Origin of the sequence: Mucilaginibacter gossypiicola (assembly GCF_900110105.1) — a bacterium.
Taxonomy (GTDB): Bacteria; Bacteroidota; Bacteroidia; order Sphingobacteriales; family Sphingobacteriaceae; genus Mucilaginibacter; species Mucilaginibacter gossypiicola.
The window spans coordinates 423,437-450,023 of sequence record NZ_FOCL01000004.1; the positions used below are offsets into that span (position 1 = coordinate 423,437).

The 26,587-nt window shown below is 43.0% G+C and carries 19 protein-coding genes; all 19 read left to right on the forward strand.

Going from position 1 to position 26,587, the window contains the following annotated elements; translation table 11 throughout:
- Positions 1 to 2 precede the first annotated feature (2 nt).
- Positions 3 to 569, forward strand: coding sequence for an acyl-CoA thioesterase (locus BMX50_RS15505; RefSeq protein ID WP_091211444.1), 567 nt, complete (start codon positions 3 to 5; stop codon positions 567 to 569).
- Positions 570 to 621: 52 nt separating this feature from the next.
- A complete protein-coding gene (locus BMX50_RS15510) occupies positions 622 to 2,526 on the forward strand; it encodes a tetratricopeptide repeat-containing sensor histidine kinase (protein ID WP_091211445.1) in 1,905 nt (634 codons plus the stop codon).
- Between the two features lie 258 nt (positions 2,527 to 2,784).
- The gene (locus BMX50_RS15515; protein ID WP_091211446.1) at positions 2,785 to 3,855 is read left to right on the forward strand and encodes a fatty acid desaturase; all 1,071 of its coding nucleotides are present in this window, start codon (positions 2,785 to 2,787) and stop codon (positions 3,853 to 3,855) included.
- 689 nt (positions 3,856 to 4,544) lie between these two features.
- A complete protein-coding gene (locus BMX50_RS15520) occupies positions 4,545 to 6,074 on the forward strand; it encodes a TolB family protein (protein ID WP_091211447.1) in 1,530 nt (509 codons plus the stop codon).
- 16 nt (positions 6,075 to 6,090) lie between these two features.
- The gene (locus BMX50_RS15525) at positions 6,091 to 7,005 is read left to right on the forward strand and encodes a TIM barrel protein (protein WP_091211448.1); all 915 of its coding nucleotides are present in this window, start codon (positions 6,091 to 6,093) and stop codon (positions 7,003 to 7,005) included.
- A gap of 183 nt (positions 7,006 to 7,188) precedes the next feature.
- On the forward strand, positions 7,189 to 7,800 hold the full coding sequence (locus BMX50_RS15530) for a gluconate 2-dehydrogenase subunit 3 family protein (protein WP_091211449.1): 612 nt from the start codon (positions 7,189 to 7,191) through the stop codon (positions 7,798 to 7,800).
- 3 nt (positions 7,801 to 7,803) lie between these two features.
- Entirely contained in the window at positions 7,804 to 9,519 is a 1,716-nt protein-coding gene (locus BMX50_RS15535) for a GMC oxidoreductase (RefSeq protein ID WP_091211450.1), read from the forward strand.
- Between the two features lie 237 nt (positions 9,520 to 9,756).
- On the forward strand, positions 9,757 to 11,436 hold the full coding sequence (locus tag BMX50_RS15540) for a GMC oxidoreductase (RefSeq protein ID WP_091211451.1): 1,680 nt from the start codon (positions 9,757 to 9,759) through the stop codon (positions 11,434 to 11,436).
- Positions 11,437 to 11,474: 38 nt separating this feature from the next.
- On the forward strand, positions 11,475 to 12,902 hold the full coding sequence (locus tag BMX50_RS15545; protein WP_091211452.1) for a Gfo/Idh/MocA family protein: 1,428 nt from the start codon (positions 11,475 to 11,477) through the stop codon (positions 12,900 to 12,902).
- 119 nt (positions 12,903 to 13,021) lie between these two features.
- Complete coding sequence (locus tag BMX50_RS15550) at positions 13,022 to 13,588, forward strand: gluconate 2-dehydrogenase subunit 3 family protein (protein ID WP_091211453.1); 567 nt, start codon at positions 13,022 to 13,024, stop codon at positions 13,586 to 13,588.
- Positions 13,589 to 13,734: 146 nt separating this feature from the next.
- On the forward strand, positions 13,735 to 14,886 hold the full coding sequence (locus BMX50_RS15555) for a Gfo/Idh/MocA family protein (RefSeq protein ID WP_244281007.1): 1,152 nt from the start codon (positions 13,735 to 13,737) through the stop codon (positions 14,884 to 14,886).
- 26 nt (positions 14,887 to 14,912) lie between these two features.
- Positions 14,913 to 15,965, forward strand: coding sequence for a sugar phosphate isomerase/epimerase family protein (locus BMX50_RS15560; RefSeq protein ID WP_091211454.1), 1,053 nt, complete (start codon positions 14,913 to 14,915; stop codon positions 15,963 to 15,965).
- 420 nt (positions 15,966 to 16,385) lie between these two features.
- On the forward strand, positions 16,386 to 17,693 hold the full coding sequence (locus tag BMX50_RS15565) for an MFS transporter (RefSeq protein ID WP_091211455.1): 1,308 nt from the start codon (positions 16,386 to 16,388) through the stop codon (positions 17,691 to 17,693).
- A 141-nt stretch (positions 17,694 to 17,834) separates the two neighbouring features.
- Positions 17,835 to 18,278: a c-type cytochrome gene (locus BMX50_RS15570; RefSeq protein ID WP_091211456.1), complete on the forward strand. Its 444-nt coding sequence runs from the start codon at positions 17,835 to 17,837 to the stop codon at positions 18,276 to 18,278.
- A gap of 10 nt (positions 18,279 to 18,288) precedes the next feature.
- Positions 18,289 to 19,512, forward strand: coding sequence for a nucleoside permease (locus BMX50_RS15575; protein ID WP_091211457.1), 1,224 nt, complete (start codon positions 18,289 to 18,291; stop codon positions 19,510 to 19,512).
- A gap of 27 nt (positions 19,513 to 19,539) precedes the next feature.
- Entirely contained in the window at positions 19,540 to 20,433 is an 894-nt protein-coding gene (locus BMX50_RS15580; RefSeq protein ID WP_091211458.1) for a hydroxypyruvate isomerase family protein, read from the forward strand.
- Positions 20,434 to 20,484: 51 nt separating this feature from the next.
- On the forward strand, positions 20,485 to 21,360 hold the full coding sequence (locus BMX50_RS15585) for a sugar phosphate isomerase/epimerase family protein (protein WP_091211459.1): 876 nt from the start codon (positions 20,485 to 20,487) through the stop codon (positions 21,358 to 21,360).
- Between the two features lie 18 nt (positions 21,361 to 21,378).
- Positions 21,379 to 22,149 (forward strand): 3-keto-disaccharide hydrolase, encoded by a 771-nt coding sequence (locus BMX50_RS15590; RefSeq protein WP_091211460.1) that lies wholly within the window; start codon positions 21,379 to 21,381, stop codon positions 22,147 to 22,149.
- Between the two features lie 239 nt (positions 22,150 to 22,388).
- The gene (locus BMX50_RS15600; protein WP_143065190.1) at positions 22,389 to 26,579 is read left to right on the forward strand and encodes a hybrid sensor histidine kinase/response regulator; all 4,191 of its coding nucleotides are present in this window, start codon (positions 22,389 to 22,391) and stop codon (positions 26,577 to 26,579) included.
- The last annotated feature ends 8 nt before the right edge of the window (positions 26,580 to 26,587 follow it).

The window sequence follows — 26,587 nt, forward strand, 5'->3', positions numbered from 1 at the left end:
TTATGAGCACTTTATCCGATATCGACGGCTATAAAAGCGTAGCCTTTTCACAAGCCACCATTACCGAGCTGATGATCCCTTCATACTCCAATTTTGGCGGCAAAATTCACGGGGGTATTTTGCTTTCGCTGATGGATAAAGTAGCCTATGTATGTGCTGCCAAGCATGCCGGCAATTATTGCGTAACAGCCTCTATTGATACAGTGGATTTTTTGCAACCCGTAGAGGTTGGCGAACTGGTATCGCTCATGGCATCGGTAAACTATGTTGGCAATACATCGCTGGTTGTAGGCATCAGGGTGATATCTGAAAATATCAAAAATCACTCAGTAAAACATACCAATACCAGCTACTTTACTATGGTAGCTAAAGATGAGTTTAATAAACCCGCCAAAGTACCCGGTCTGGTGCTGGAAAACCGCGAACAGGTAAGGCGTTTTATTGAAGCGCGCCGCCGTAAAGAAATTAAGCAAAGTTATATGAAGGAAGTTGAGCAGATTCAAATGCCTGATAACTACGAGCATTGTATTGCAATGCTGCAGGGCGAGCGGTGCCTGGTTGCAGGATAGCTATTGCCCACATCAAGTTTATTATTAGATTGCAGTCTGAAACTGTTTGCGAATGAGGAGGCCCGTAGGTTTATTATTGCTGTTATTGATGCATGGTAGTACGTATGCCCAAAAAGCAGGCGAAACTTATTCCCAAAATTCGGGGCCATTAATCAAAACTATCGATAGCCTTAACAAGCTTATTGAAGATACCTACGTTAGCACTCCCCACGAGGCGAGGGCGATGGCCGAGCATGCTTTACTGCTTTCGGAAAAAATAAAATATAACGAAGGTACCGGTCGCGCTTTCATGAATTTGGGCCATGTATACTGGTCGCAGTCGTATTATCCTATCAGTTTGTTTTATTTTAATTCGGCTTTAACTTATCTGCCACAAAATAAGCCACTGGTACTTGCTCACTGTTACAGTTCGATAGGCCGTGCTTATACCGATTTGCAGAACTATGGTAAGGCTTTAAAAAACCTGAATATAGCCGTCCGGCTTGCGGGGCACGATTCAAAAATGCTGGCCGAAGTTTACAACGAACGTTCATTTGTTTACGCCAAGCTTAAGCAGTATGATAAAGGCATTGCTCTTGCTAAACTTGCCATGCAGCTTAGTCGTACTATAAATGATAAGCCCGCTATTTGTATACTCTATAGCCGGCTTGCTAATGCTTACAGGTTAAAGGGGCAATATTCGCAGGCAATAGCTTATTCTGATACAGCTCTGCATATGAGTTACCTGGTTAATAATAAGCGCTTAAGGGCTATCTCGTTTACTGAACAGGCTACTATTTACAATTCATTGAACCAGTTTGATAAAGCTATTGGTCTTGCCCGGCAAGGTGCAGCATTATCAGACAGCATTGGTGTCATGGACGGTATTTCTTCGGCCTACAAAACCATTACCTATAGCTTTGAGCAAAAGCATGATATGGTACAGTCACTGGCCTACCAAAAAAAATATATCCAGGCGCTCGACAGCCTTAACGCTACCAATAAACGCAAAAATACCGAGCTGATCCAAAGTTATTTTGAGTTGAACAGTCGCCTTAACGCCATTGCAGCTGTAGAGCAAAAAACTAAGGAGTACAGCGGAAAAATCCACCTGCAGAAAACAATCATCATTATATTGCTTGTTGCGTTGTTTGTTGTGATATTAGCTTTGTCAATTACCTATTACCATTATAAGCAAAAACGGGTTTTAACTAACCGGATGCGTAAGCAGCACAAAGCCTTGCTAATTCAGAATGAGCTGATAGAAGAACAATCTTCAAACTTGGCCGGTATCAACAGTCTTAAAGATAAGTTGCTGGCTGTTATAGGGCATGACCTGCGTACGCCACTTGCCAACCTGCATGCTATATTACGCCTGTACAACACTAACGTTTTAACCGATGCGGAGGTACAAAGCCTGATGAAGGAGATTGAACCGGTAGTGCAGGGAGCCGAGTTAACGCTTTCAAATTTACTTGAATGGGCGGGTAGTCAAATTAAAGGCATTAACCATGAGCCATCGGCCGTTGATATTTATCTGATCGGTGTTGAAATGGAGCGGATCTTCAGCTACCTTTTTCAGCAAAAAAATATCAGGTTTGAAAATGTGGCTTTACCCGGTATGTGCGTGCAGGCCGATGAAAGGCATATTAAAGTGGTTTTAAGCAACCTAGTTAGCAACGCTATTAAGTTTACAAGCGATAAGGGCGTCATTACTTTATCAAGCGTTGTTGTTCAAAACACTCTTGTAATTAGTATTGCGGATACGGGCAACGGCATCCCGGCCGAAAAGCTTGAACAATTATTTAGCCTGAATACCAAATATACAGCAACAGGTACTTCCGGTGAGAAAGGGACGGGCGTTGGCTTATTTTTATGCAGGGAGCTTATTGACTTTAACGGCGGCACGCTTTGGGTAAATTCTGAAGTGAATAAGGGCAGTATCTTTAGTTTTAGTCTTCCCCTGGTAACAGATTAATCTTTCCTCAAAAATTATTCCTATTAAAAATCTACAGTTTTGCTACATGGTTAATGCTTATTAAGCAATATGTAGCTGATATTAACTTTTATAATTTCCTATAAAGTAATTTAATTATTTTGAAAAAGTTTTAATCATTTGTTGGGTAATTTAAATCTATTTATCCCGTTGTTACGTATAAGCAATAAGTACTTTTTACTATATTGTGACAAAATAGACAGATATTCCCCACTCTTAAACTAACCTCCCAAAAACTTAATGGCATTTTTAAACACTGTGCTCGAACCACCTGCATATGGTTGGACAGATGAACTTGGCAACCTCTCGAAACCCACTAACAAACAAATTGTAAAAGAATTTTTTAAGCGGATCAACGTATTCAGTGATAAAAAAAACTGGCTTTCATTTTTAAGCTGGACGCTGGTTGTGGCTTTGGTACCGTTTTTGGGCCTGTTCATTTTTAAATATTTCAGTATTACAGGTCTTATCGTTGCCTTTGTATACAGCATGATCATTATGGGCACCCATGGCACTATCTGGCATCACCGGTATTGTACACATGGCGCTTATACTTTTAAAAATAAATTCTGGCGCTTTTTTACCCAAAATCTTACGCTTAAAATTATTCCCGAAGAGATTTACGCCGTATCGCACCACGTGCACCACGCGTTATCTGATCAGCCGGGTGATCCGTACAATGCACAAGGTGGTTTTATGTATTGCTTTCTGGCTGATGTTAATCACCAGCCAATAGCCCGCAACATGGATGAGGCCTGCTATAAGAAATGCGTTAACCTGATGAAGCATACCGGGGTAACCACTAATACTTACAAGCAATATCAAAAATGGGGAACCCTTGCCAACCCAACACGCACCATCATTGGCATCATACTTAACTGGGGCTTTTGGTTTACTGCTTTCTACCTTTTAGGCGGACCTGCCCTTGCCTGCGCAGTATTTGGTTCGGCAGGGATCTGGGCAGTTGGTGTTCGTACGTTTAATTATGAAGGTCATGGCAAAGGAAAGGATATGCGCCGAGATGGAATCGATCATAACCGCGAGGATATGTCAATCAACCAATTATGGCCGGGCTATGTAGCAGGCGAGTGGCATAATAACCACCACCTGTATCCTAAAAGTGCCCGTTCGGGCTTTAAACCATACCAGTTTGACCTGGCCTGGTGCTATATTAAAATGATGAGTATGCTGGGGGCGGTAAGCTCATACCGGGATTCGAAAGCTGATTTTTTGAAGGAGTATTGTACGCCTGTTCCTGTTATTGTACCTGTGGCTATACCCGTTAAAGAGATATTGGTATCGGCGGAGTAAGCAGCTTTTATAGTATTATATATGGAAGGCCATAGCGAGATGATTGCTATGGCCTTTTTGGTATTTAGAATGTTGGCTTTTTTAACCAGCATTTCAAACCGATCTGCATTTTTCGAACACCAGAAAAATTTCGTCTCGCCCCGAAGTCGAAGACTTCGGGCAGCGCAGCAATAATACCACAACTCCGAAAAAATATTGGTGGCACCATTTTGTCACCACCACAGGCAACACAATAACGATGCTTAAAAAAAGCTCAAAAAATATCAGAAAAAACGAAAAATTGAGAGATGGTTCATCGCCGCCCTGTAATTGCTTTGTTTTACTCTTAATAGTTTTAATTATTGATTATCAGTGATTTGATGTTGTTTTGGTCGGGATGCCAATTGTTTGATTATCAATATGTTTCATGGAGAAGGTGTTCCGCGTTTCTACACTCAGAATTTGGAACATGCCCGTTTTAACAAAAAAGAGCATAGGGGGCTTTTCTGCTTTTTTATGGAGAATCAAAAAATTGGGACACCCATTTTGTTACAATGGAAAGCTCTTTAAGGTGTTAAAAGTACACTTTGTAAAAATCTGGCTATATTTAAAAAATCAGGAGAAATGTTAAAATAGTACTATCTTAATTGCAAATTGATTATATACCTTTAGTGAACCGATTATAGTGCACACTAAACGCCTAAAAACCAATGCGCAGTAAAATATTCAGTTTTGTTTTATGCCTGGCTTACTTTGCTCTTTTAGTTACAAAAGCAAACGCACAAGGTCCCGGAATTTTTGACGGACAAACCGATGTAGGCACGGTTAAACATGCGGGTAGTGGGGTATATGATGCCAAGCTACAGCAGTATACACTCAGCGGTTCGGGTCAAAATATCTGGGCTACACATGATGACTTTCATTTTGTGTGGAAGAAAATGAAAGGCGATTTCATCCTCCGCACCAGTGCAGCATTTATAGGCAAAGGCGTTGAGGCACACCGCAAGGTAGGTTTAATGGTACGTACAACGCTCGATTCAAAGTCAAAACATATCAATGCGGTTGTTCATGGCGATGGCCTAACCTCGCTGCAATACCGTAAAACGGTAAGCGGTGTTACCGAAGAAAAGAAAGCATCTATCACTGCCGCCGATGTAATTCAGCTTGAACGTAAAGGCAATACCTACACCATGTCGGTAGCGCGCAAAGGTGATTTGTTTGTGAGTGAAGAGGTAACTGATCTTGATTTGGGCGATGATGTTTACGTAGGGATTTTCATCTGCTCACACAATGCAGATGTTACAGAAAAAGCGATATTCAATAATACACGTATTGTTACACCCGCACCGCCAAACCTGGTACCTTATAAACAATACTTAGGCAGCGCCATTGAACTGCTCGACCTGGAGAGTCAGAATGCAACCGTAATCTATCAGTCGCTAAAATCGATCCAGGCACCAAACTGGATGCTTGATGGCAAATCGCTTATTTATAACAGCGAAGGCTCACTTTATAAATTTGATCTTAAATCGCATACGCCAGCAGTACTCAATACAGGCATCGCTAAAAATAACAACAACGACCACGTGCTTTCCTTCGATGGCAAAATGCTGGCCATTAGCAGCGGTGATGGGGGGCCTTCCATTGGTTACACTGTGTCATCGGCAGGAGGGGAGGCAACCCGGGTAACACAAACCGGGCATGGTGCAAGCTATATGCACGGCTGGTCGCCCGATAAAAAGTACATCGTTTTTTGCGGCGAACGCAATAAGGAGTTTGATGTATACCGCATCCCGGCGAACGGTGGTCCCGAAGAGCGTCTCACCAATACTCCCGGACTTGATGATGGCCCTGAATATTCACCGGATGGAAAGTATATCTACTTCAACTCGGTACGCAGCGGCCTGATGCAGGTTTGGCGGATGAAAGCCGACGGCAGCGAACAAACCCAGCTAACTAACGATGATTATAACAATTGGTTTCCGCATGTTTCGCCGGATGGTAAATGGATAGTTTATATCACCTTCCTGAAAAGCGAAGTTGCCCCCGGCGATCATCCATTTTATAAACATGTATATTTACGGGTAATGCCAGTTGATGGCGGTCCGTCAAAAGTTGTTGCTTATTTATACGGCGGACAGGGTACTATTAACACCCCGTCATGGGCTTCGGATAGCAAGCACCTTGCTTTTGTGAGTAACTCTGATCTATTGTTTCCTGTATTTCCTATAGCAAAATAACCTTAAACATATAACCATGTATACATCACGCAGATCATTTTTAAAAACCGGCGCAATGGCAGTAGCCGGGGCGGCATTACTTCCTGATAGTTTATTTGCCGCTACGGAAAGTAAGCTTAAAAGGGTAGGGGTGCAGCTTTATAGTGTACGCGACGCCATGAAAGCCGATCCGCAGGGGACGCTTAAAAAGATTGCTGATGCGGGTTATGCCCATGTGGAACATGCTAATTATATCGACAGGAAATTTTATGGCTATACGGCCAAAGAGTTTAAAAAGATCCTGGCCGACCTTGACCTGAAAATGCCAAGTGGGCATACCGTAATGACGGCTCAACACTGGGATGCATCTAAAAATGACTTTACCGATGCCTGGAAATATACCGTAGAAGATGCGGCCACAATGGGGCAAAAATTTGTGATAAGTCCGTGGCTGGACGAAAAGGTACGTACAGACACCGATGCCCTGAAACGTGCAATGGAGCAGTTTAATAAATGCGGTGAGCTGTGCAAGCAATCGTCCATGATGTTTGGTTATCATAACCACAACTTTGAGATCAGTACCAAAGTAGGTGATATCACGCTTTATGATTATATCATTCAAAATACCGATCCGGCTTTGGTTGCCCAGCAAATTGATATTGGCAACATGTTCAGCACAGGTGGTATGGCGTTAGAGTTTATCAATAAATATCCTGGCAGGTTCCAGTCAATGCACGTAAAAGACGAAATTAAGGTACCACCGCATAACGGTGATGATACAGAAAGCACCATTTTAGGCAAAGGAATACTGCCGGTTAGGGATATTGTTAAGGCCGGCGCAAAAAAAGGTGGTACTTCGTTGTTTATCATTGAGCAGGAATCATACCAGGGCATGGATCCCATCGATTGTGTAAAAATTGATTTACAAATCATGAAAAAATGGGGGTATTGATAGTATAAAGCATAACTTACACCCTCGTGAAGATTTAATTTTTACAGGCTTTGATTTTAAATTGTAATTATTAAGTTTGGAGATACGTTATAAATCATAATAAGCCTTACCCTTTTCTGTCCAATAGTTAAAATATAACATGGTAGATAAAATGGGCTTCGCTAAAACAATTTAGTTTAAACAATGGACCGGCGTACCGTCATTAAAAACCTGGCTTTGATAATAGGAGGGGCAGCATTGCTCCCGGCCTGCTCACAGGATAAAACAAAGTCGAAGGTTGCACTCAAAAATATCGACATCACTGCCAATCTGGAGCAGTTGATAGGTGATGTTTCGGAAACTATTATTCCCAAAACAACAACGCCGGGCGCTAAAGACCTGCTATTGCATTTATTTGTATTGAAAATGCTGGATGATTGCTATAAAAAAGAAGATCAGCAGGCATTTGTAACCGGTATGGAACATTTTGCAGATCAATCTCAAAAATTATATAGTAAAACGTTTGACCAGTTGGATACCAAAACCCGGGAGGCATTTTTACTGGATATAGAAAAGGAAGGTAAAGCGGAAGAAGCTGCCGCACAGAAAAGCGGCGACAAGAAGGATGCTGCACCGGCCACCCCACCGGCAGGCAAATATTCGCCCGAACTTAAAAAGTTTTACAGCATCGTAAAAAGGCAAACCATAAACGGTTACACCAATTCAAAATATTTCATGACCAATATAGTGGTATATGAGCTTGTGCCGGGCAGGTACAATGCACATTTCCCTTATAAACAAAAGCAAGCAGTATAAGTAATGGCTAATTTAAATATCGACAGCGTTAAGGAACGCACCTTCGACGCGATAGTAATTGGCTCGGGTATGAGCGGGGGATGGGCTGCTAAAGAGTTTACAGATAAAGGGTTGAAAACGCTGATATTGGAGCGGGGCCGCGATGTAAAACACATAAAAGACTATCCCACTACCAATATGTACCCCTGGGAGTTTGAGCACCGCGGCGAATTGCCGATGGCTGTTCAGGAGGCTAATCCAATAGTAAACCGCTGCTATGCATTTGGCGAAAGTGCTGCACATTTTTTTGTTAAAGATGCCGAGCATCCCTATATACAGGATAAACCATTCGATTGGATCCGCGGGTACCAGGTTGGCGGTAAATCACTGCTTTGGGCACGTCAAACCCAGCGCTGGAGCGATTTTGATTTTGAAGGTCCCGCCCGCGACGGTTTCGCTGTCGACTGGCCTATCCGTTATAAGGATATTGCGCCATGGTATAGTTATGTAGAGAAATTTGCCGGGATCTCCGGCAACCGCGACGGTATTGCCGAATTGCCGGACGGGGAGTTTCTACCCGCATTTCCATTAAATACTGTTGAAGAATATTTCCGAGATCACGTAAAAAGCAATTACAAAAACCGCTACGTGATCAGCGCACGTTGTGCACACTTGTCAACCCCTAACCAGATCCATTTAGATCAGGGGCGTGTACAATGTCAAAGGCGCACTATATGCGAGCGTGGTTGTCCGTTTGGCGGGTATTTCAGCGCAAATGCTACTACCATTCCATGGGCTTTAAAATCAGGACACGCAACACTAAGGCCATTCTCGGTAGTGGAATCCATTATTTATGATGAGAAGCTTGGCAAAGCAACCGGAGTAAGGGTTATTGATACCAACACCAAAGAAGCTATTGAGTATTACGCCAAAGTAATCTTTGTGAATGCAGCAGCGTTAAATACCAACCTGATATTGCTTAACTCCAAATCGCACCGATTCCCTAATGGCTTGGGTAACGATAGCGGTGTGCTGGGTAAATATGTGGCGTTCCATAACTATTCGGCCCATATTGGTGCCGAGTATGATGGCGCTAAGGAATGGACTACAGATGGTCGTAATCCTGCCGGCGGCGGTTATATTCCAAGGTTCAGGAACGTATATAAACAGGAGACAGACTTTTTGCGTGGCTACGCTTCCGGCTTTGGCGCGTATAGATATCCGCAACGTAGCTGGGATGGTGTAGGCAGTAGCCTGAAAGATAACCTGGCTAATAAAGAGCTTGGTCCGTGGCATGTAGGCTCGCACATGATGGGCGAAACTATTCCGAAGGAAAGCAATTTTGTAAGCCTCGATGACAAGCAGAAAGACGCCTGGGGAGTACCATTGCTGAAAATGAACATCGATTATGACGATAACGATGAAAAAATGAAAAAGGACTATGTGGAGCAGTTAACCGAGATGTTTACCAGTGCAGGCTTTACCAATATCAAAGCCAGTACTGATAGACGGGCACCGGGTTTGGATATCCACGAAATGGGTGGCGCACGCATGGGTAATGATCCTAAAACATCGATATTAAACAAGTGGAACCAGGTGCACAGTGTTAAAAACGTATTTGTTACCGATGGCGCCAGCATGACCTCAACCTCATGCCAAAACCCATCATTAACCTATATGGCCTTTACCGCGCGTGCTGCTGATTATGCTATGAGCGAGATGAAGAAGGGGAATATTTAGTTTGCAGTTTTGAGTAGACAGTAGGCAGTTGAAAAGTGTTGATGTTTGATTAAGCTGCTAATAAAGAAATGGGAGCGAACGGCCGACAGATAACTGCCAACTGCCAACCGAAAACTGCTAACTGATAAAGAGGCTATGTGTAAAAAAAACACAATGTAATTTTGGAAAATGAATTTTATTCATACATTTAGCGAGATAACCAAGTACTAAACAAATTAAACTAATCATATTATTCGTATGTCTGCAAACACTTATGACGCAATAGTCATTGGCTCAGGAATTTCAGGCGGGTGGGCTGCCAAGGAACTTACACAAAAGGGTTTGAAAACCATCATGCTTGAGCGTGGTCGTAATATCGAGCATATTAAAGATTACGTAAACGCAACCAAAGATCCATGGGAATTTCCGCACAGAGGAGGCCGTACCCAAAAAATGATCGATGATTACCCGGTTCTTAAGCGCGACTATCCGTTAAATGAAACAAACCTTGACTATTGGGCAAGTGACAAAGACAGCCCTTACACCGAAATCAAAAGGTTCGACTGGTTCCGTGGTTATCACGTAGGTGGTCGTTCACTAATGTGGGGACGCCAGTCGTATCGTTGGGCTGATGTTGACTTTGAAGCCAACTTAAAAGATGGCATCGCTGTTGATTGGCCTATCCGTTATAAAGATATTGCTCCATGGTATAGCTATGCCGAGCAATTTGCCGGTATCTCTGGTAATAAAGATGGTTTACCAATTCTTCCTGATGGCGATTTTATGCCACCTATGGAAATGAACGTAGTTGAAAAAGACGTTTCAAAACGCCTTAAAGAATTCTATAAAGAAGCACGTCACATGATCATTGGTCGCACAGCCAATATCACGGTGCCGCATAATAACCGTACAAACTGCCAGTACCGTAATAAATGCTGGTTAGGTTGTCCGTTCGGAGCTTATTTCAGCACACAATCGGCTACTTTGCCTGCAGCTATGGCTACTGGTAATTTAACCGTTCGTCCTTGGTCTATCGTTACCAAAATATTGTACGATAAAGACACCAAAAAAGCTAAAGGCGTAGAAGTACTGGATGCTGAAACCAATAAAACATATGAATACTTCGCTAAGATCGTATTCGTAAACGCTTCGACCATTAACTCGGCCTGGATCCTGATGAACTCAGCAACTGATGTTTGGGAAGGCGGTTTAGGCAGCAGTAGCGGTGAGTTGGGCCACAACCTGATGGACCACCACCTTAATGTTAGCGCTTATGGCAGGATTGAAGGCTATGAGGATAAATATTATTTCGGTCGCCGTGCAAATGGTTTCTATATCCCGCGCTACCGTAACCTCAACGGCGAAAAGCGTGATTATATCCGTGGGTTCGGTTACCAGGGGTCGGCAAGCCGCGAAGGCTGGAGCCGTGATATTGCCGAACTGAACATAGGCGGTGCATTTAAGGATGCGTTGACTGAACCAGGTTCATGGCATATAGGTATGGGCGCTTTCGGCGAAACATTGCCTTACCACGACAACAAAGTTACTATCGACAAAACCAAAAAAGATAAATGGGGCTTGCCTGTTGTTGCCATTGATGCCGAATTAAAAGCAAACGAGCTGAAAATGCGTATCGATATGGAAAAAGACGGTAAAGAAATGCTTGAAGCAATTGGCGCTAAAGATGTGCAAACATCCAGCACTAATCCGTTCCTTGGCCGTGGTATTCACGAAATGGGTACTGCACGTATGGGCCGCGATCCAAAAACCTCAGTATTAAACCAATGGAACCAGGTTTGGGATGCTAAAAACGTATTTGTTACTGACGGATCATGTATGACATCTGCAGCATGCCAAAACCCATCGCTTACCTATATGGCATTAACTGCACGTGCTGCTAACTATGCAGTTGACGCACTTAAAAAGGGAGAAATTTAATCTGCATCACATAAAAACAACCTAATAAAAAACACCCTATGACTGAAGAAAAGGACAAAACCCCAAACCCGTCAAGACGGCAATTTATCAAAAGCAGCGCTATTGCAGCCGCTGGTTTTATGATAGTTCCGCGCCATGTTTTGGGCGGTAAAGGTTTTATAGCTCCAAGCGACAAGTTATTGATTGCCGGCGTAGGTGCCGGTGGTAAAGGCCAAAGCGATATTGCTAACTTTTACAAAAGCGGTAAAGCTGAAATCGCTTTCCTGTGCGACGTGGACGACAGAAGATCGGCCAAATCACGCAGCGATTTCCCTAAAGCAAAGTATTATAAAGACTGGCGCGAAATGTTTGACAAAGAACACAAGCATTTTGATGCCGTATCGGTTTCAACACCAGACCATAACCATGCTATCATCACATACAATGCGATGCAGTTAAACAAGCACGTTTATGTTCAGAAACCATTAACCCATGACATTTGGGAAGCTCGTATGTTAACCGAGGCTGCCAAAAAATATAAAGTGGTAACACAAATGGGTAACCAGGGTTCATCAAACGATGGCACACGTTTACTTTCAGAGTGGTATGATGCCGACCTGATTGGTGATGTACACACCGTTTATTGCTGGACAAACCGCCCTGTTTGGCCACAAGGTATTGCATGGCCGCCGCCACAGCCAAACATCCCTAAAGAGTTGGATTGGGACCTGTGGTTAGGTACAGCGCCTAAAAAAGACTACGTTGATAAACTTGTACCATTTAACTGGCGCGGCTGGTGGGATTATGGAACCGGTGCCCTTGGCGATATGGGCTGTCACCTGGTTGAGGCTCCTTTCCGCGTGTTGGGTATCCAGTATGCAAAAGATGTTCAGGCCAGCGTTGGCAGCGTTTATGTAGATGAGTTTAAAGAAGGTCACTTCCCTGAAAGCTGCCCTCCGTCAAGCCACATCACATTAACATTCCCTAAAACCGAAAAAACTAAAGGTGATGTTACCCTTCACTGGATGGACGGTGGTATTCAGCCTGAAAGACCTGTTGAGTTGTTAGCAAGCGAAAAATTTGGCGGCGAAGAAGGCAACGGTACATTATTCATCGGAACAAAAGGAAAAATGTATGCAAGTACTTATTCTGATGCGCCAACGTTGTTACCAAAATCATTGACCAAAGATGCAAAAGCTCCGCAAAAATGGGCTCGCGTACCAGGCGGTGCCGAAGGTCACTACGCACAATGGGTTGAAGGTTGTATCGCCGGTTACGGTAAAACAGAGCTAAGCTCATCGTTTGATAAGGCTGGTCCGCTTACGGAGGCATTATTGATGGCAAACCTTGCGGTTCGCGGTCATGAGTTGCAAGGCGGCAGGGTAAAATTAGTTTGGGACAACCAGGCTATGAAAGTTACCAACTTTGATGCAGTTAACCAATACATAAAACGCGATTACCGCGAAGGTTTCGTGTTAAAAGCGTAATTTAGGAATACGTGATTAGTTGGGAAGAGGCTTACGAAGTTTCTAAAACTTCGTAAGCTTGGTAAACACTAATTCACTAACCCAACTAATTCACTAATTCATTAAATCAATAATTAAACATGAATAGAAGAGAAGCGATAGGCAGGGTAGGTTTGATCCTTGGCGGTACCATCATCGGCGCCGAGTTTTTCATCTCCGGATGTAAATCATCTTCGCCAAAAGTAAACGATCTTTTTACACAGGATGATGTGGCCCTGATGGACGAAATTGGCGAAACCATTTTGCCTGCAACCTCAACCCCAGGTGCTAAAGCAGCCGAAATTGGCAAGTTTATGACCGTAATGGTACAGGATTGCTACACTGCCGATGATCAGAAAATTTTCACTAAAGGTTTGAAAGACCTGAATGATGCAAGCGACAAAAAATATGGTAAAAAGTTTCTGGAGGCTACTCCGGAGCAGCGTACCGAGCTGTTAACTGCGCTTGACAAAGAACAAAAAGATTATACCAAAACTAAAAAGCCTGAAGATCCTAACCATTACTTCAGAATGCTGAAAGAATTAACCCTGCTGGGTTTCTTCACTTCAAAACCGGGTGCTACACAGGCATTACGTTATATTGCCGTTCCGGGTAAATATGATGGTAACCTGCCATACAAAAAAGGCGATAAAGCCTGGGCAACCTAAAAAATTGCAATATCAATTGATCATACCTTTGGTGATTATCCCAATGAAATTATTGTCAAAAACAGCATTATGATGTAATGCTGTTTTTGACGTATACAATCGATTGAGAAGCCTTTAATTCAAAACATCAACCCCAACAAAAACAAATGAAATTAAGATTAGGAATGATTGGCGGCGGACAAGGTGCCTTTATTGGTGCTGTGCACCGCATAGCCGCCCGTATTGATGGCGAATATGAACTGGTTTGCGGCGCTTTTAGCAGCAATGCCGAAAAATCGCAAGCCAGCGGCCTTTTGCTGGGCTTACCTGCAAGCCGCTCATACAGCTCATACCAGGAACTAATTGAAAAAGAAAAGCAACTGCCCGAGAACGAGCGCGTGCAGGTGATCAGCATCGTAACGCCAAACCACGTGCATTTTGCCCCAACCAAAATGGCGCTGGAGAATGGTTTTCACGTGGTGCTTGATAAACCCATGACCTTTTCGCTTGAAGAGGCTAAAGAACTGGAAAAAGTAGTAAAGGCGTCAGGTAAACTGTTTTGCCTTACACACACTTACACCGGCTACCCGATGATTAAGGAAGCTAAGCAGCTGATAAAAGCAGGTGCCATAGGTGCTGTTAAAAAAGTTTACGTTGAGTATCCGCAGGGATGGTTAAGTACATTTTTAGAAGGAGAAGATAACAAACAGGCTTCATGGCGTACCGATCCGGGTAAAAGCGGGATTGCAGGTGCTATGGGCGATATAGGTACACACGCCTTTAACCTGGCCGAGTACGTTACAGGTTTAGAGGTGACAAAAATTTGCGCTGATATCAACATTGTAGTTCCTGGCCGCAAGCTGGACGACGATGGCGCTGCCTTATTGAAATTCAACAATGGTGCAAGCGGCGTACTTACTGCTACCCAGATTGCTGCCGGCGAAGAAAATAATGTGAAGATCAGGGTTTATGGTGAAAAAGGTGGTTTAGAATGGCACCAAAGTGATGCTAATTCATTAACTGTGATGTACACCGATAAACCTGCCGAAACCTGGCGTACGGGCGGTGGTTATACCAGTTCATTCGCGCAGCATAATACACGTACACCTGCCGGCCACCCGGAAGGTTATTTGGAAGCTTTTGCCAACCTGTACCGTAACTTCGCTTTAACAGTAAAAGCCGGTTTGGAAGGTAAAGAAGCTACTCCTGAAGAATTGGATTTCCCTGGTATCGAAGAAGGTGTTCGCGGAATGGCCTTTATCGAAAATGTGATAGCATCAGGTAAGTCGGACCTTAAATGGACTGATTTCACTATTTAATTTACCATCTACTTAAAACAAAAAACATGACTACTATAAAAGGACCTGCCATATTTATAGCACAATTTATAGGAGACGCGGCACCATTTAACAGCCTTGAATCTATTTGTCAATGGGCAGCTGGCCTGGGTTATAAAGGCGTTCAGCTGCCAACAAACGATACCCGTTTCATTGATTTGCAAAAAGCTGCCGAAAGCAAAACTTATGCTGATGAGATTAAGGGTATAGTAAATGCCGCCGGTTTGGAAATTACCGAACTATCAACTCACCTGCAAGGTCAGCTGGTAGCTGTAAACCCGGTTTATGATGCACTGTTTGATGGTTTTGCACCTGAACATCTGCGCGGTAACCCGGCCGAAAGACAAAAATGGGCTGTACAGCAATTGAAATATGCTGCACAGGCATCAAAAAATTTAGGTTTAAATGCATCGGTTACATTTAGCGGTGCGCTGCTTTGGCCTATGGTATACCCATGGCCTCAACGCCCTGCCGGTATTGTTGAAACGGCTTTTGGCGAATTAGCTAAACGCTGGACACCGATTTTGGATGTTTACGAAGAGAACGGCATCGACCTTTGCTATGAGATTCACCCGGGCGAAGACCTGCATGACGGTATCACTTACGAGATGTTCCTTGATCATGTAAAAGGCCACAAACGTGCTAACTTACTGTATGATCCGTCGCATTTTGTATTGCAATGCCTGGATTACCTGGAGTATATTGATCTGTATCATGAACGTATCAAAATGTTCCATGTTAAGGATGCCGAGTTTAACCCAACCGGGCGCCAGGGTGTTTATGGAGGCTACCAAAACTGGGTTAACCGTGCCGGTCGTTTCCGTTCATTGGGCGATGGACAGGTTGATTTTAAATCGATCTTTAGCAAATTAACACAATATGATTACAAAGGATGGGCTGTGCTTGAATGGGAATGCGCGCTTAAACATCCGGAAGACGGCGCAAGAGAAGGTGCCCAATTCATCAAAGATCATATTATCCGTGTAACAGAACGTGCTTTTGACGATTTCGCAGCATCAGGTTCTGATGACGCATTTAACAGGAAGACGTTGGGGATATAAAACCACCCATGTCATTGCGAGGAGGAACGACGAAGCAATCGCATGCTATACAGGGCCACTCTGTAAAGCATGCGATTGCCGCGCTACGCTCGCAATGACATGTAGTGTTTCCGTCATTGTGAGGAATGATGAAGGATTTTCAATTTTGTCATGGGTAGCGATAGCGAAAGACCAGTCTCGCGCTCGTTTTTAACGAGTGCGTAATGTGGCTTCGCGTTTGTAACGCGCCTGGCGATACAATCGCCAAACCAAATTAAGCACTCATTATAAATGAGCGCAAGGTTTCATGTTTTAATTTAATACGCCTGCCTCGTGAAGATGGGATTCACAAAGTAAGAAAAATGCTGAAATAAACCGTCAGCAAAGTGCATTTTGATACAGCCAATTAACCAATTATCAAATAACCTAAAGTAATTTAAAATGCAAACTATTAACCGTGCACAGCTATTCAGGGCAAGCTGCCTGTCGTTGCTGGTAACTTCATTATCATTCGGTATCCGTGCCGGGATCCTGAGCGACCAGGGCGTAAGATTCCACCTGAACGCTTCACAATTAGGCACCATTGCGGCCACCGCCTTCTGGGGATTTCCGCTGGCTATTATTATCGGGGGCTTTATTGTTGATATCATCGGTATGAAAAAACTATTGGTATCTGCCTTTGTATTTCACCTGGTGGGAATCCTGCTTACCATTTTTGCCAATGGCTACTGGACACTGTTCCTCTCGACTTTAATGATAGGCATTGCCAACGGCACGGTGGAGGCTTCGTGCAATCCGCTTGTGGCGTCGTTGTATACGGACAATAAAACAACCAAGCTTAACCACTTTCACCTTTGGTTTCCGGCTGGTATCGTTATTGGTACGTTAATAGTATTTGGGTTAGATACAGCTCTGGCGCATGGTGTATCACCGAAACCATACTGGATCTCGCAGGTAGAAATCGCATTGATGCTGATCCCTACTATTGCGTACGGTTTCCTGTTTTCGAAACTGGATTTCCCGGTTACGGAGCGTGTATCGGCAGGCGTAAGTACCGAGGATATGTATATGGCGTTGGTCAATCCGCTGTTTCTGTTCATGATCATTTGCATGTTCGGTACAGCTATTACCGAGTTATTTACCAACCAATGGACTGATGTTTTATTCAAAACCGTTACAGATAATGCAATACTCATTTTAACCTTTGTTGCCTCTGTACAGGTGTTGGGCCGTGCATTCGCAAGCCCTATTGTGCACAAATTGGCACCACAGGGAGTATTGCTGATCTCAGCCATTTTATCTGCATTGGGTATTTACCTGATGGTGCATTTGCACGGCGATGCTATCTATTTTGCAGCGGTTGTTTTTGGTTTAGGTGTAGCTTTCTTTTGGCCATGTATGATAGGCTTTGTGGCCGAAAACTTGCCACGCACAGGTGCCGTAGGTTTAAACCTGATGGGTGGCGCCGGTATGTTCGGGGTATCCATTTATATGATGTTCATGGGCGGTTTTTATGATAAAATCATGGTTTCGAAATTACCGGCAGGGGCAAGTTTGGATGCTTACCGCTCGGCGCCGGCGGGTTCGGACATGGCCAAGGCGTTTGATGCTGCACGGTCGGCAGCAGGTCCGGAAGTGTTGAATACAACGCTGATTATCCCGGTTGCATTAATCGTAGCATTTGTGGGGCTGGTAATTTATATGCGTTCACGTAAAAAAACCGCTTCATTAGGTGCTATATCGGTTTAATAGGGTTTTAATTATGATAAAAAGTTGTAATTTTCGCCTGATTAACCAACCCAATTAAAATTACGTGATGAAAAACAGCAGAGGCTTTGTTAAGGAACAGATTTTCTGTTAGGTTATCATCATAAACCACAATTAATCTTTATGAAAAAAGTATTCGTTATTCTTTGTATCAGTGCGGCGTTTGCTGCCTGTGGCGGAAATTCATCAAAAAACACCGGTGGCAGCGACAGCACTAACGGTGCAAACCAATCAGCTAAAGCTGCCGATGCTAATGCTGATACTGTAGTAGCAAAAACCGGTACCGAATCAGCAGGTGGTTCTGCAGCTTCATCAGCCGGCGAAAAATTAATTGCAACATTAGATTGCAGCACCTGTCATAAAGTTGACACTAAAGTTATCGGCCCTGCATTTCAGGAAATAGCAGCTAAATACGAAGCTTCAGATGCCAACATCGACATGCTGGCTAAAAAGATCATCGCCGGCGGTAGCGGTAACTGGGGTAACATTGCCATGACTCCACACCCTTCATTGCCTGAAAGCGATGCCAAAGAAATCGTTAAATACATTCTATCATTAAAAAAATAATTAAATTTTCATGACCATAGGGATAAGATCAAAACTATCGTTCATGATGTTCCTGGAGTTTTTCATCTGGGGCGCATGGTTTGTAACTTTAGGTACTTTTTTGGATAAAACGCTTCATGCTACTGGCGCACAATCCGGCGAAGTTTTTTCTACACAATCGTGGGGCGCTATTATTGCCCCGTTCATTATCGGCTTAATTGCTGACAGGTATTTTAATGCTGAAAAGATATTAGGTGTACTTCATTTAGTAGGTGCAGCTTTAATGTATCAAATGTATACGGCTGTCGATGTTTCTGTATTTTATCCCTATGTGTTAGGTTATATGGTGCTTTACATGCCAACGCTGGCGCTTGTAAACTCGGTATCGTTTAACCAGATGACTGATCCGGAAAAGGAATTTTCATCAATAAGGATTTTCGGTACCGCAGGCTGGATCATAGCGGGTATAGCTATCAGCTACATTTTTCACTGGGATTCACAGGAAGGCATTGGCCAGGGTATGCTGAAAAATACATTCCTCATGGCTGGCATAGCTTCGGCTGTGTTGGGTGTGTTCAGCTTCACTTTGCCTGCAACCCCACCTAAGGTTGCCAAAGGCGAAAAAGTAAGCATCAGCCAGGTTCTTGGCCTGGATGCTTTAAAGTTGCTGAAGGATCCAAACTACGCCATCTTTTTTGTTGCCTCGATATTGATTTGTATTCCGCTGGCATTTTATTACCAAAATGCCAATAGCTTCCTTACCGATATTAAGATGGATAATCCAACCGGTAAAATGACCATTGGGCAGATATCAGAATTATTATTCCTGCTTTGCTTGCCTATTTTCTTCAAAAAAGCAGGCTTTAAATGGACAATACTTGTTGGTATGCTTGCCTGGGCGGTACGCTACGTTCTGTTCGCCTACGGCAATGCCGGCGATTTGAGCTTTATGCTGCTAATTGGTTTAGCGCTTCATGGTGTTTGTTACGACTTTTTCTTTGTATCTGGTCAGATCTATACCGACTCGAAAGCTGGTGTGCAATACAAAAGTGCCGCACAGGGTATGATTACTCTCGCTACTTATGGTGTTGGTATGTTAATAGGCTTTTTCGTGGCAGGCAAGATATCTGACAGCTATAACGGCCCTGCAGGTCACGATTGGAGAATGATTTGGCTGATACCGGCTTCTATTGCTGCAGCTGTGTTCCTGTTATTCTTCCTGTCGTTCAAAGAAAAAAAGAGCACGACCGAATAAATTACCAGCATAAACCTAAAATAAACCATGGGATCAAACCAAAACAGGCGTTCGGCTATAAAAAGCATGATCGCAGGCACGGCGGCTATCGGCGCGTCGGGCGTACTATCTTCATTTACCACCGAAACTGAAAAACATATGCAGGCTGATGATAAGCTCAAAGGCAATATTAACCATGCGGTATGCCGCTGGTGCTACGGCGATTTTACTGTAGATCAGCTTTGCGCTGCTGCAAAAGATATCGGCATAAAAGGGATTGACCTTGTTGGCCCTTCAGATTGGCCAACGCTAAAAAAATATGGCCTGTTCTCATCCATGTGTAACGGTGCCGAAATTAACCTTACCGATGGCTTTGGCGATAAACAGTTTCACGCTAAACTGCATGAAAACTACACTAAAATGATTCCGTTGGTGGCAGAAGCCGGGTATAAAAACCTGATCTGTTTTAGTGGCAGCCGTCGCGGTAAAACCGACGAAGAAGGCTGGAACAACTGCGTTGAAGGCTTAAAACCAATGGTTGCCCTTGCCGAAAAGCACAACGTGGTACTGGTAATGGAACTGCTGAATAGCAAAATTGACCATAAAGATTACCAGTGTGATAGGGTAGAGTGGGGGGCAGAACTTTGCCGCAGGCTTGGTTCAGAAAACTTTAAACTGCTTTATGATATTTACCATATGCAGATTGACGAAGGGGATGTGATCCGTAACATCCGAGCCAACCACCAGTACATTGCGCATTACCATACCGGTGGTGTTCCGGGGCGTAACGAAATTGACGAAACACAGGAGCTTTATTACCCGGCCATTATGCGCGCCATAGTTGAGGTAGGGCATAAGGGCTTTGTAGCCCAGGAGTTCATTCCAAAACAAAAAGACAAAATAGCTTCGCTTAAAAAAGCGGTACATATTTGTGATGTTTAAACCTTACATCACCTTATCACTCTAAAAAGCTAAACTAACTAAAACAAATACATGACAACCAGAAGAACATTTTTAGCACAAGCCGGACTAATAGCTGCCGGTGCGGTTATTGCACCTAAGTTGGTATCGGCAAAAGCTTCAAATAAAGTGGGCCTGCAATTGTATAGCCTGCGCGATCAATTACCCAAAGATGTAAAAGGTGTTATTGCACAAGTAGCAAAAGCCGGTTATAACGAGGTAGAAACCTTTGGTTTTAACAAAGAAACCGGTTATTGGGGATTAAAAGGTAAGGAATTTAGCCAGCTTTTAAAGGATAACGGTTTAACAACTCCAAGCGGTCATTACGGCCTGGACGAATATTTGGGCTCAGGCAAAACTGATGACCTGAACGCATATATTGAGGTTGCCAATACTATTGGTCAATCACATATCATTATCCCTGCATTAAACCACAACTTTATTAAAACGGTTGACGACTGCAAAGGCGTTGCCGAAAAAATGAATAAGATTGCCGAGATCCTGAAAAAATCGGGCTTGAAGTTAGGTTACCATAACCACAACTTTGAATGGGCTCCTGTTGGCGATACTACTTTTTACGATGTAGTGCTTAACAACACCGATCCTAAATTGGTGGCCATGGAAATGGATCTTTACTGGGTAGTACGTGCCGGTCAAAATCCGGTCGAGATTTTTGAAAAACACCCGGGCCGTTTCTCTTTTGTGCATGTTAAAGACAGGGATAAAACCAATGCCGAACTGAATACTGAGATAGGTAACGGTAATATCGACTTTAAAACCATATTGGGTAAAGCTAAACTTGCCGGCATTAAGCATTTTATTGTTGAGCAGGAAAATTATACCAATATTGATCCGTATGTGAGCATTGCAAAAAGTGCTTCATACCTTAAAAATACGCTTCACGTTTAAACCAATTATTTTAGAGAAATGAAATATCCATTAATACTAACCGCCCTTTTAGCAGGAAGCTGCTTCATGGCAAACGCACAAAATGCCAAACCTGAAGACACCGAGATTTGGGAGCCGGTACCTAAAGTAGTTACACCCGGAAAAAATTTAGGTGATGCCCCATCTGATGCTATCATCCTGTTTAACGGTAAAGGCCTTGACGAATGGGTTTCTGTTGAAGATAAAACCCCGGCTAAATGGCTGGTTAAAGGTGACGTGCTTACCGTGAACAAAGCTACCGGCAACATCGAAACTAAAAAAAGCTTTAACAACTATCAGCTGCACATTGAATGGAAAGTACCTGCAAGCATTACAGGCACTGGTCAGGCCCGCGGTAACAGCGGTGTGTTCTTAGCTTCGATAGGTAAAGGCGATGCAGGTTATGAATTACAGGTTTTAGATTCATACGAAAATAAAACCTATGTTAACGGTATGGCAGGCAGCTTATACAAACAGGTAATCCCATTGGCAAACCCGGGCCGTAAACCAGGCGAGTGGAATGTTTATGATGTTATCTGGACTGCCCCTGTATTTAACGAAGATGGTTCATTAAAATCGGCAGCAAGGGCTACTGTATTTTTCAATGGTGTGCTGGTTGAAAACAACTTTGAGTTGCTTGGCCCTACACAGTACATCGGCAAACCATCGTACGAAGGTAAAAAACACGGCCCTTCGCCAATTAAATTGCAAGCTCACGGTGATAAAAGCGAGCCGCTTAGCTTCCGTAATATTTGGGTAAGAGAGTTGTAATTAATATAGCTTTTCTGAAAATATGATAAGCCTTCCGGTATTTACCGGGAGGCTTTTTTTTATGACCGTTGGTAAGGTTATTATTGCTTAATAGTATATCCGTTTTGCTGTTTTTTTTGTTTACATTAAACTTATGAAATATGATAGCCGTATAAACTCTATACATATAAGCCATTTTGTCCCTCTTAATTAGGAGACGGATTTTTCCAGGATCATTAAACTCAACGCAGACTGTTATTGTGAATATCTATAAATATTTGTTTGTTGTGGTCGCCTCATTGGTTGCCCAAATTGGGTTTTCGCAGGATAGGAACCTTAAGTTTGAGCATATTGGTACCCGGGAGGGGCTATCTCAAATTAACGTTAGCTCGGTAATTCAGGATAGCCGTGGCTTTATGTGGATAGGTACCCGCGACGGTCTTAATCGTTATGATGGATATGGCTTTGTGGTATACAAACATAGTATTCAGGACGATAATTCGTTAAGCAGTAACCTGGTATCGGATATCGCCGAAGATAAAGATGGTAATATATGGTTGGCTACACTTTTTGGCCTGAATAAACTTGATCGTAAAACGGGCAAGTTTGTACATTATTTTCATGACAGCGCCAATCCTAATAGTATCTCAAGCAATCTTGTAAACCGGCTGATATTTGATCACGAGGGTATTTTATGGGTAGCAAGTCAAAAAGGCGGGCTTGACAGGTTTGATATCCCTAAAAATAAGATCACTCATTATAAACACAGCGAAACAAGCCCGTCTTCATTAAGCAACGATGACGTAACCGCGCTGAAAGAAGATTCAAAACATCGTTTATGGATTGGTACCCTTGGTGGAGGCCTTAACTTATTTGATAGAAAAACCGGAACCTTTACCCGGTATCAAAGCCGACCGGGAATAAATACCAGTATTTCCGGAACCTATGTAAGCTGCATTTATGAAGATAACTCCAGCCGGTTATGGGTTGGTACAGAAGATGGCGGCCTTAATTTATTTGCTCCGGAAACAAGCACATTTAAGCGCTATCTCCATAACAATAAAGATGCAAACAGCATTTCTGGCAATACGATTTTGTCGTTAAGTATGGATTTAAACGGGAAGCTTTGGATTGGTTCCGAAAACAATGGTGTTAATATTCTTGATCCGGTAACAGGCAAAATAACAAGCTATAAACACGATGATATTGACAGAGGCAGTTTGAACGGTAATTCAATCTATAGTATTTGTCGCGATAGGATGGGTAATATGTGGCTTGGAGCTTTCAGTGGGGGCATTAACCTGTATAAACGCAGTACCGAAAGTTTTTCGCATTTCCGGCATAACTCATCGCCTCAAAGCCTGGCTAATAATTTTGTACTATGTTTACACGAAGATCAGGATGGTAATATTTGGGTAGGTACTGATGGTGGAGGTGTTAACGTGTTTAACAGAGATGGTACCGTTAAGCATTATATAAATGATCCTGCCAATCCTAACACCCTGATAGGTAATTATGTATTGAACATTACTCAGGATTTTAGAGGCGACTTTTGGATGGGGACGTGGGCTTACGGCCTATGCAGGTATAATCCTGGTACCGGCAAGTTCACCTATTTTAAACACGATGATTCTAAACCAGGCAGTTTAAGCAATAACAATATTTATGCCCTCACCCATACCCGCGATCACCGTACCTGGGTAGGTACCTACAACGGGGGGCTTGATTTATTTGATGAAAAGTCGGGCACGTTCTCTGCGTTCAGATATGATCCTGACGATCCTAAAAGTATAAGCAGTGATAGGGTATATGCACTGCTTGAAGATCATGACAATAACTTTTGGGTGGGCACTTTTGACGCCGGGCTCAATTTGATGGACAGGAAAACCGGCACCTTTACCCGTTTTCAGCACGATGAGAAACGCAATAGTATCAGTAATAACAGCATCCCCGATTTATTTGAGGATAGCAAGGGCCGTATTTGGATCAGCACACTTTCGGGGCTTAACCTTTTTAACCCTATTACTAAGCATTTTACTGTATTCACTACAAAAGATGGTTTACCAAGTGATGTAATTTATGCTGTACGCGAAGATAAGCTGGGCACTATTTGGGTAAGCACAAACAATGGCTTATCTAATTATGACCCGGTTAGGCATACCTTTAAAAATTATACCATTGAAGATGGTTTGCAGGATGAAGAGTTTAAATCGCATTCGGCCCTGCAAACAAAGGAAGGGAGGATCTTTTTTGGAGGGATTAACGGATTCAATTCTTTTACTCCCCAACAGATCTTAAAGCCATCTGCCTTTATGCCGCTGGTGATCACTAATTTTCAGTTGTTCAATAAAACGGTAAAAATTGCCCGCGGCAAAGATGATCCCTCTCCCTTAAAACAAGATATAAGCGATACTAAGTCAATCAAATTATCATATAAACAATCCGTGATAACGCTGCAGTATGCGGCACTTGACTATTCTTCATCTGATAAAAAGAAATATAGTTATATACTCGAAAATTTTGATACAGACTGGAATAACGTTGGTAGCCGTAACACGGCTTCATACACCAATTTGCCGCCGGGCGACTACGTTTTTAAACTGAAATATCAAAATACGTCGGGGTTATGGTCGGCACCTACAACAGGCTTAAAAATTACCATTGTGCCTCCGTTTTGGTTAACCTGGTGGTTTAAATTAATAGCGGCGGCAGCTATAATTGGTTTGATATATTTTGTTTATACCTATCGGGTTAAGTTTTTAAGGGCACAGAAAATTGTATTGGAAAGGCAGGTAAAAGAACGTACAGAAAGCCTTGTAAAGATGACAGCCAATGAACGCTTGGCCCGGGAAGCTGCAGAGAATGCACGTGAGGAAGCCGAGAGTGCCAATAAGGCCAAGAGTATTTTCCTGGCTACTATGAGCCACGAAATCCGTACCCCTATGAACGGGGTTATAGGCATGGCAACATTGCTGGCCAGTACCAGGCTAACAAGCGAACAGGAAGAATATACCGAAACCATAAAAAACTGCGGGGATGCCCTGTTAACCGTTATCAATGATATCCTCGATTTTTCTAAAATTGAATCGGGCAATATGGAACTTGATGAGGAAGATTTTGACCTGCGCGATTGTATAGAAAGTGTGTTGGACGTTTTTGCAGAAAAGGCCTCACGTTTAAATCTTGATTTGGTTTACCAGGTGGAGCACAATGTACCGGTGCAAATTATTTCCGATTCGATACGTCTTCGTCAAATCCTCATTAATCTGGTAGGTAATGCTGTAAAGTTTACAACCCAGGGCGAAGTTTTTATAAAGGTAGGGGTAAAGGAGCTAAAAGGTGATGACCTGGAACTGATATTTAAAATAAGGGATACAGGCATAGGTATTGCCGACGATAAACTGGAACGTTTGTTTAAACCGTTTTCGCAGGTTGATTCAAGTACAACCCGTAAATATGGCGGTACCGGCTTAGGCTTGGCTATCAGCGAAAAACTGGTGAAGCTGATGGGCGGTGAAATTAGTGTGCAAAGCGAAATTGGGAGGGGGACTACTTTTTCGTTTACCTTAAAATCAAAGGTGGGGCAAAATGTAAAACGTAATTACGTTTACCTTAACCTTTCCGAACTTGAAAATAAGCGGATTTTATTTGTTGACGATAATGCTACCAACCGCGAAATTATTGATACGCAATTGCGGCAGTGGAAGTATGACCCTGTAGTTGTGGCATCGGCAACCGAGGCATTGAAGGTGCTTAACCAACCGGACGAACCTGTTGATCTTTTAATAACAGACATGAGCATGCCCGAAATGGATGGCTTGCAGCTGGCTAAAGAAGTAAAGCAGAAGTTTCCTGAAATACCCATTGTATTGCTAAGTTCAATAGGCAGCGAACAAAGTAAACGGGAAGATAATGTATTTAGCGCTATACTGACTAAGCCTACAAAGCATAATCTTTTACATAAACATATTGTTGAACAATTAAAGGGCGGCAGCGGCATCAAAACGGAGTATCAGTCGGCAAAAACAACTTTTTCAAAGGATTTCGCCAAAAACTATCCTATGAGTATCCTGATAGCCGAGGATAATTTAATAAACCAGAAATTGGCTATACACATGCTAAGCAAAATGGGCTATAGCGCCGATGTTGCCGAAAATGGGCACGCTGCACTAAACGCTATGGTAACAAAGCATTACAACCTTATTTTGATGGATGTGCAGATGCCTGATATGGATGGCTTGGAAACAACACGTTTTATACGTAGTAATATCCATGAGCAGCCGGTAATTGTTGCTATGACTGCAAACGCTATGCCCGAAGACAGGCAGGCATGTATGGATGCCGGCATGAACGACTATCTGAGCAAACCCATGAAGCTTTCGGATTTAATGGAAATGTTGGAAAAGTGGGGTAAATATATCAACGGGCTTAATACTACTTTGCTGAAATGAGGTTATAT

Bases quoted from the DNA above. Each gene is read 5' to 3' on its own strand.
- BMX50_RS15505 (WP_091211444.1), top strand. From the start codon at position 3: ATGAGCACTTTATCCGATATCGACGGCTATAAAAGCGTAGCCTTTTCA.
- BMX50_RS15510 (WP_091211445.1), top strand. From the start codon at position 622: ATGAGGAGGCCCGTAGGTTTATTATTGCTGTTATTGATGCATGGTAGT.
- BMX50_RS15515 (WP_091211446.1), top strand. From the start codon at position 2,785: ATGGCATTTTTAAACACTGTGCTCGAACCACCTGCATATGGTTGGACA.
- BMX50_RS15520 (WP_091211447.1), top strand. From the start codon at position 4,545: ATGCGCAGTAAAATATTCAGTTTTGTTTTATGCCTGGCTTACTTTGCT.
- BMX50_RS15525 (WP_091211448.1), top strand. From the start codon at position 6,091: ATGTATACATCACGCAGATCATTTTTAAAAACCGGCGCAATGGCAGTA.
- BMX50_RS15530 (WP_091211449.1), top strand. From the start codon at position 7,189: ATGGACCGGCGTACCGTCATTAAAAACCTGGCTTTGATAATAGGAGGG.
- BMX50_RS15535 (WP_091211450.1), top strand. From the start codon at position 7,804: ATGGCTAATTTAAATATCGACAGCGTTAAGGAACGCACCTTCGACGCG.
- BMX50_RS15540 (WP_091211451.1), top strand. From the start codon at position 9,757: ATGTCTGCAAACACTTATGACGCAATAGTCATTGGCTCAGGAATTTCA.
- BMX50_RS15545 (WP_091211452.1), top strand. From the start codon at position 11,475: ATGACTGAAGAAAAGGACAAAACCCCAAACCCGTCAAGACGGCAATTT.
- BMX50_RS15550 (WP_091211453.1), top strand. From the start codon at position 13,022: ATGAATAGAAGAGAAGCGATAGGCAGGGTAGGTTTGATCCTTGGCGGT.
- BMX50_RS15555 (WP_244281007.1), top strand. From the start codon at position 13,735: ATGAAATTAAGATTAGGAATGATTGGCGGCGGACAAGGTGCCTTTATT.
- BMX50_RS15560 (WP_091211454.1), top strand. From the start codon at position 14,913: ATGACTACTATAAAAGGACCTGCCATATTTATAGCACAATTTATAGGA.
- BMX50_RS15565 (WP_091211455.1), top strand. From the start codon at position 16,386: ATGCAAACTATTAACCGTGCACAGCTATTCAGGGCAAGCTGCCTGTCG.
- BMX50_RS15570 (WP_091211456.1), top strand. From the start codon at position 17,835: ATGAAAAAAGTATTCGTTATTCTTTGTATCAGTGCGGCGTTTGCTGCC.
- BMX50_RS15575 (WP_091211457.1), top strand. From the start codon at position 18,289: ATGACCATAGGGATAAGATCAAAACTATCGTTCATGATGTTCCTGGAG.
- BMX50_RS15580 (WP_091211458.1), top strand. From the start codon at position 19,540: ATGGGATCAAACCAAAACAGGCGTTCGGCTATAAAAAGCATGATCGCA.
- BMX50_RS15585 (WP_091211459.1), top strand. From the start codon at position 20,485: ATGACAACCAGAAGAACATTTTTAGCACAAGCCGGACTAATAGCTGCC.
- BMX50_RS15590 (WP_091211460.1), top strand. From the start codon at position 21,379: ATGAAATATCCATTAATACTAACCGCCCTTTTAGCAGGAAGCTGCTTC.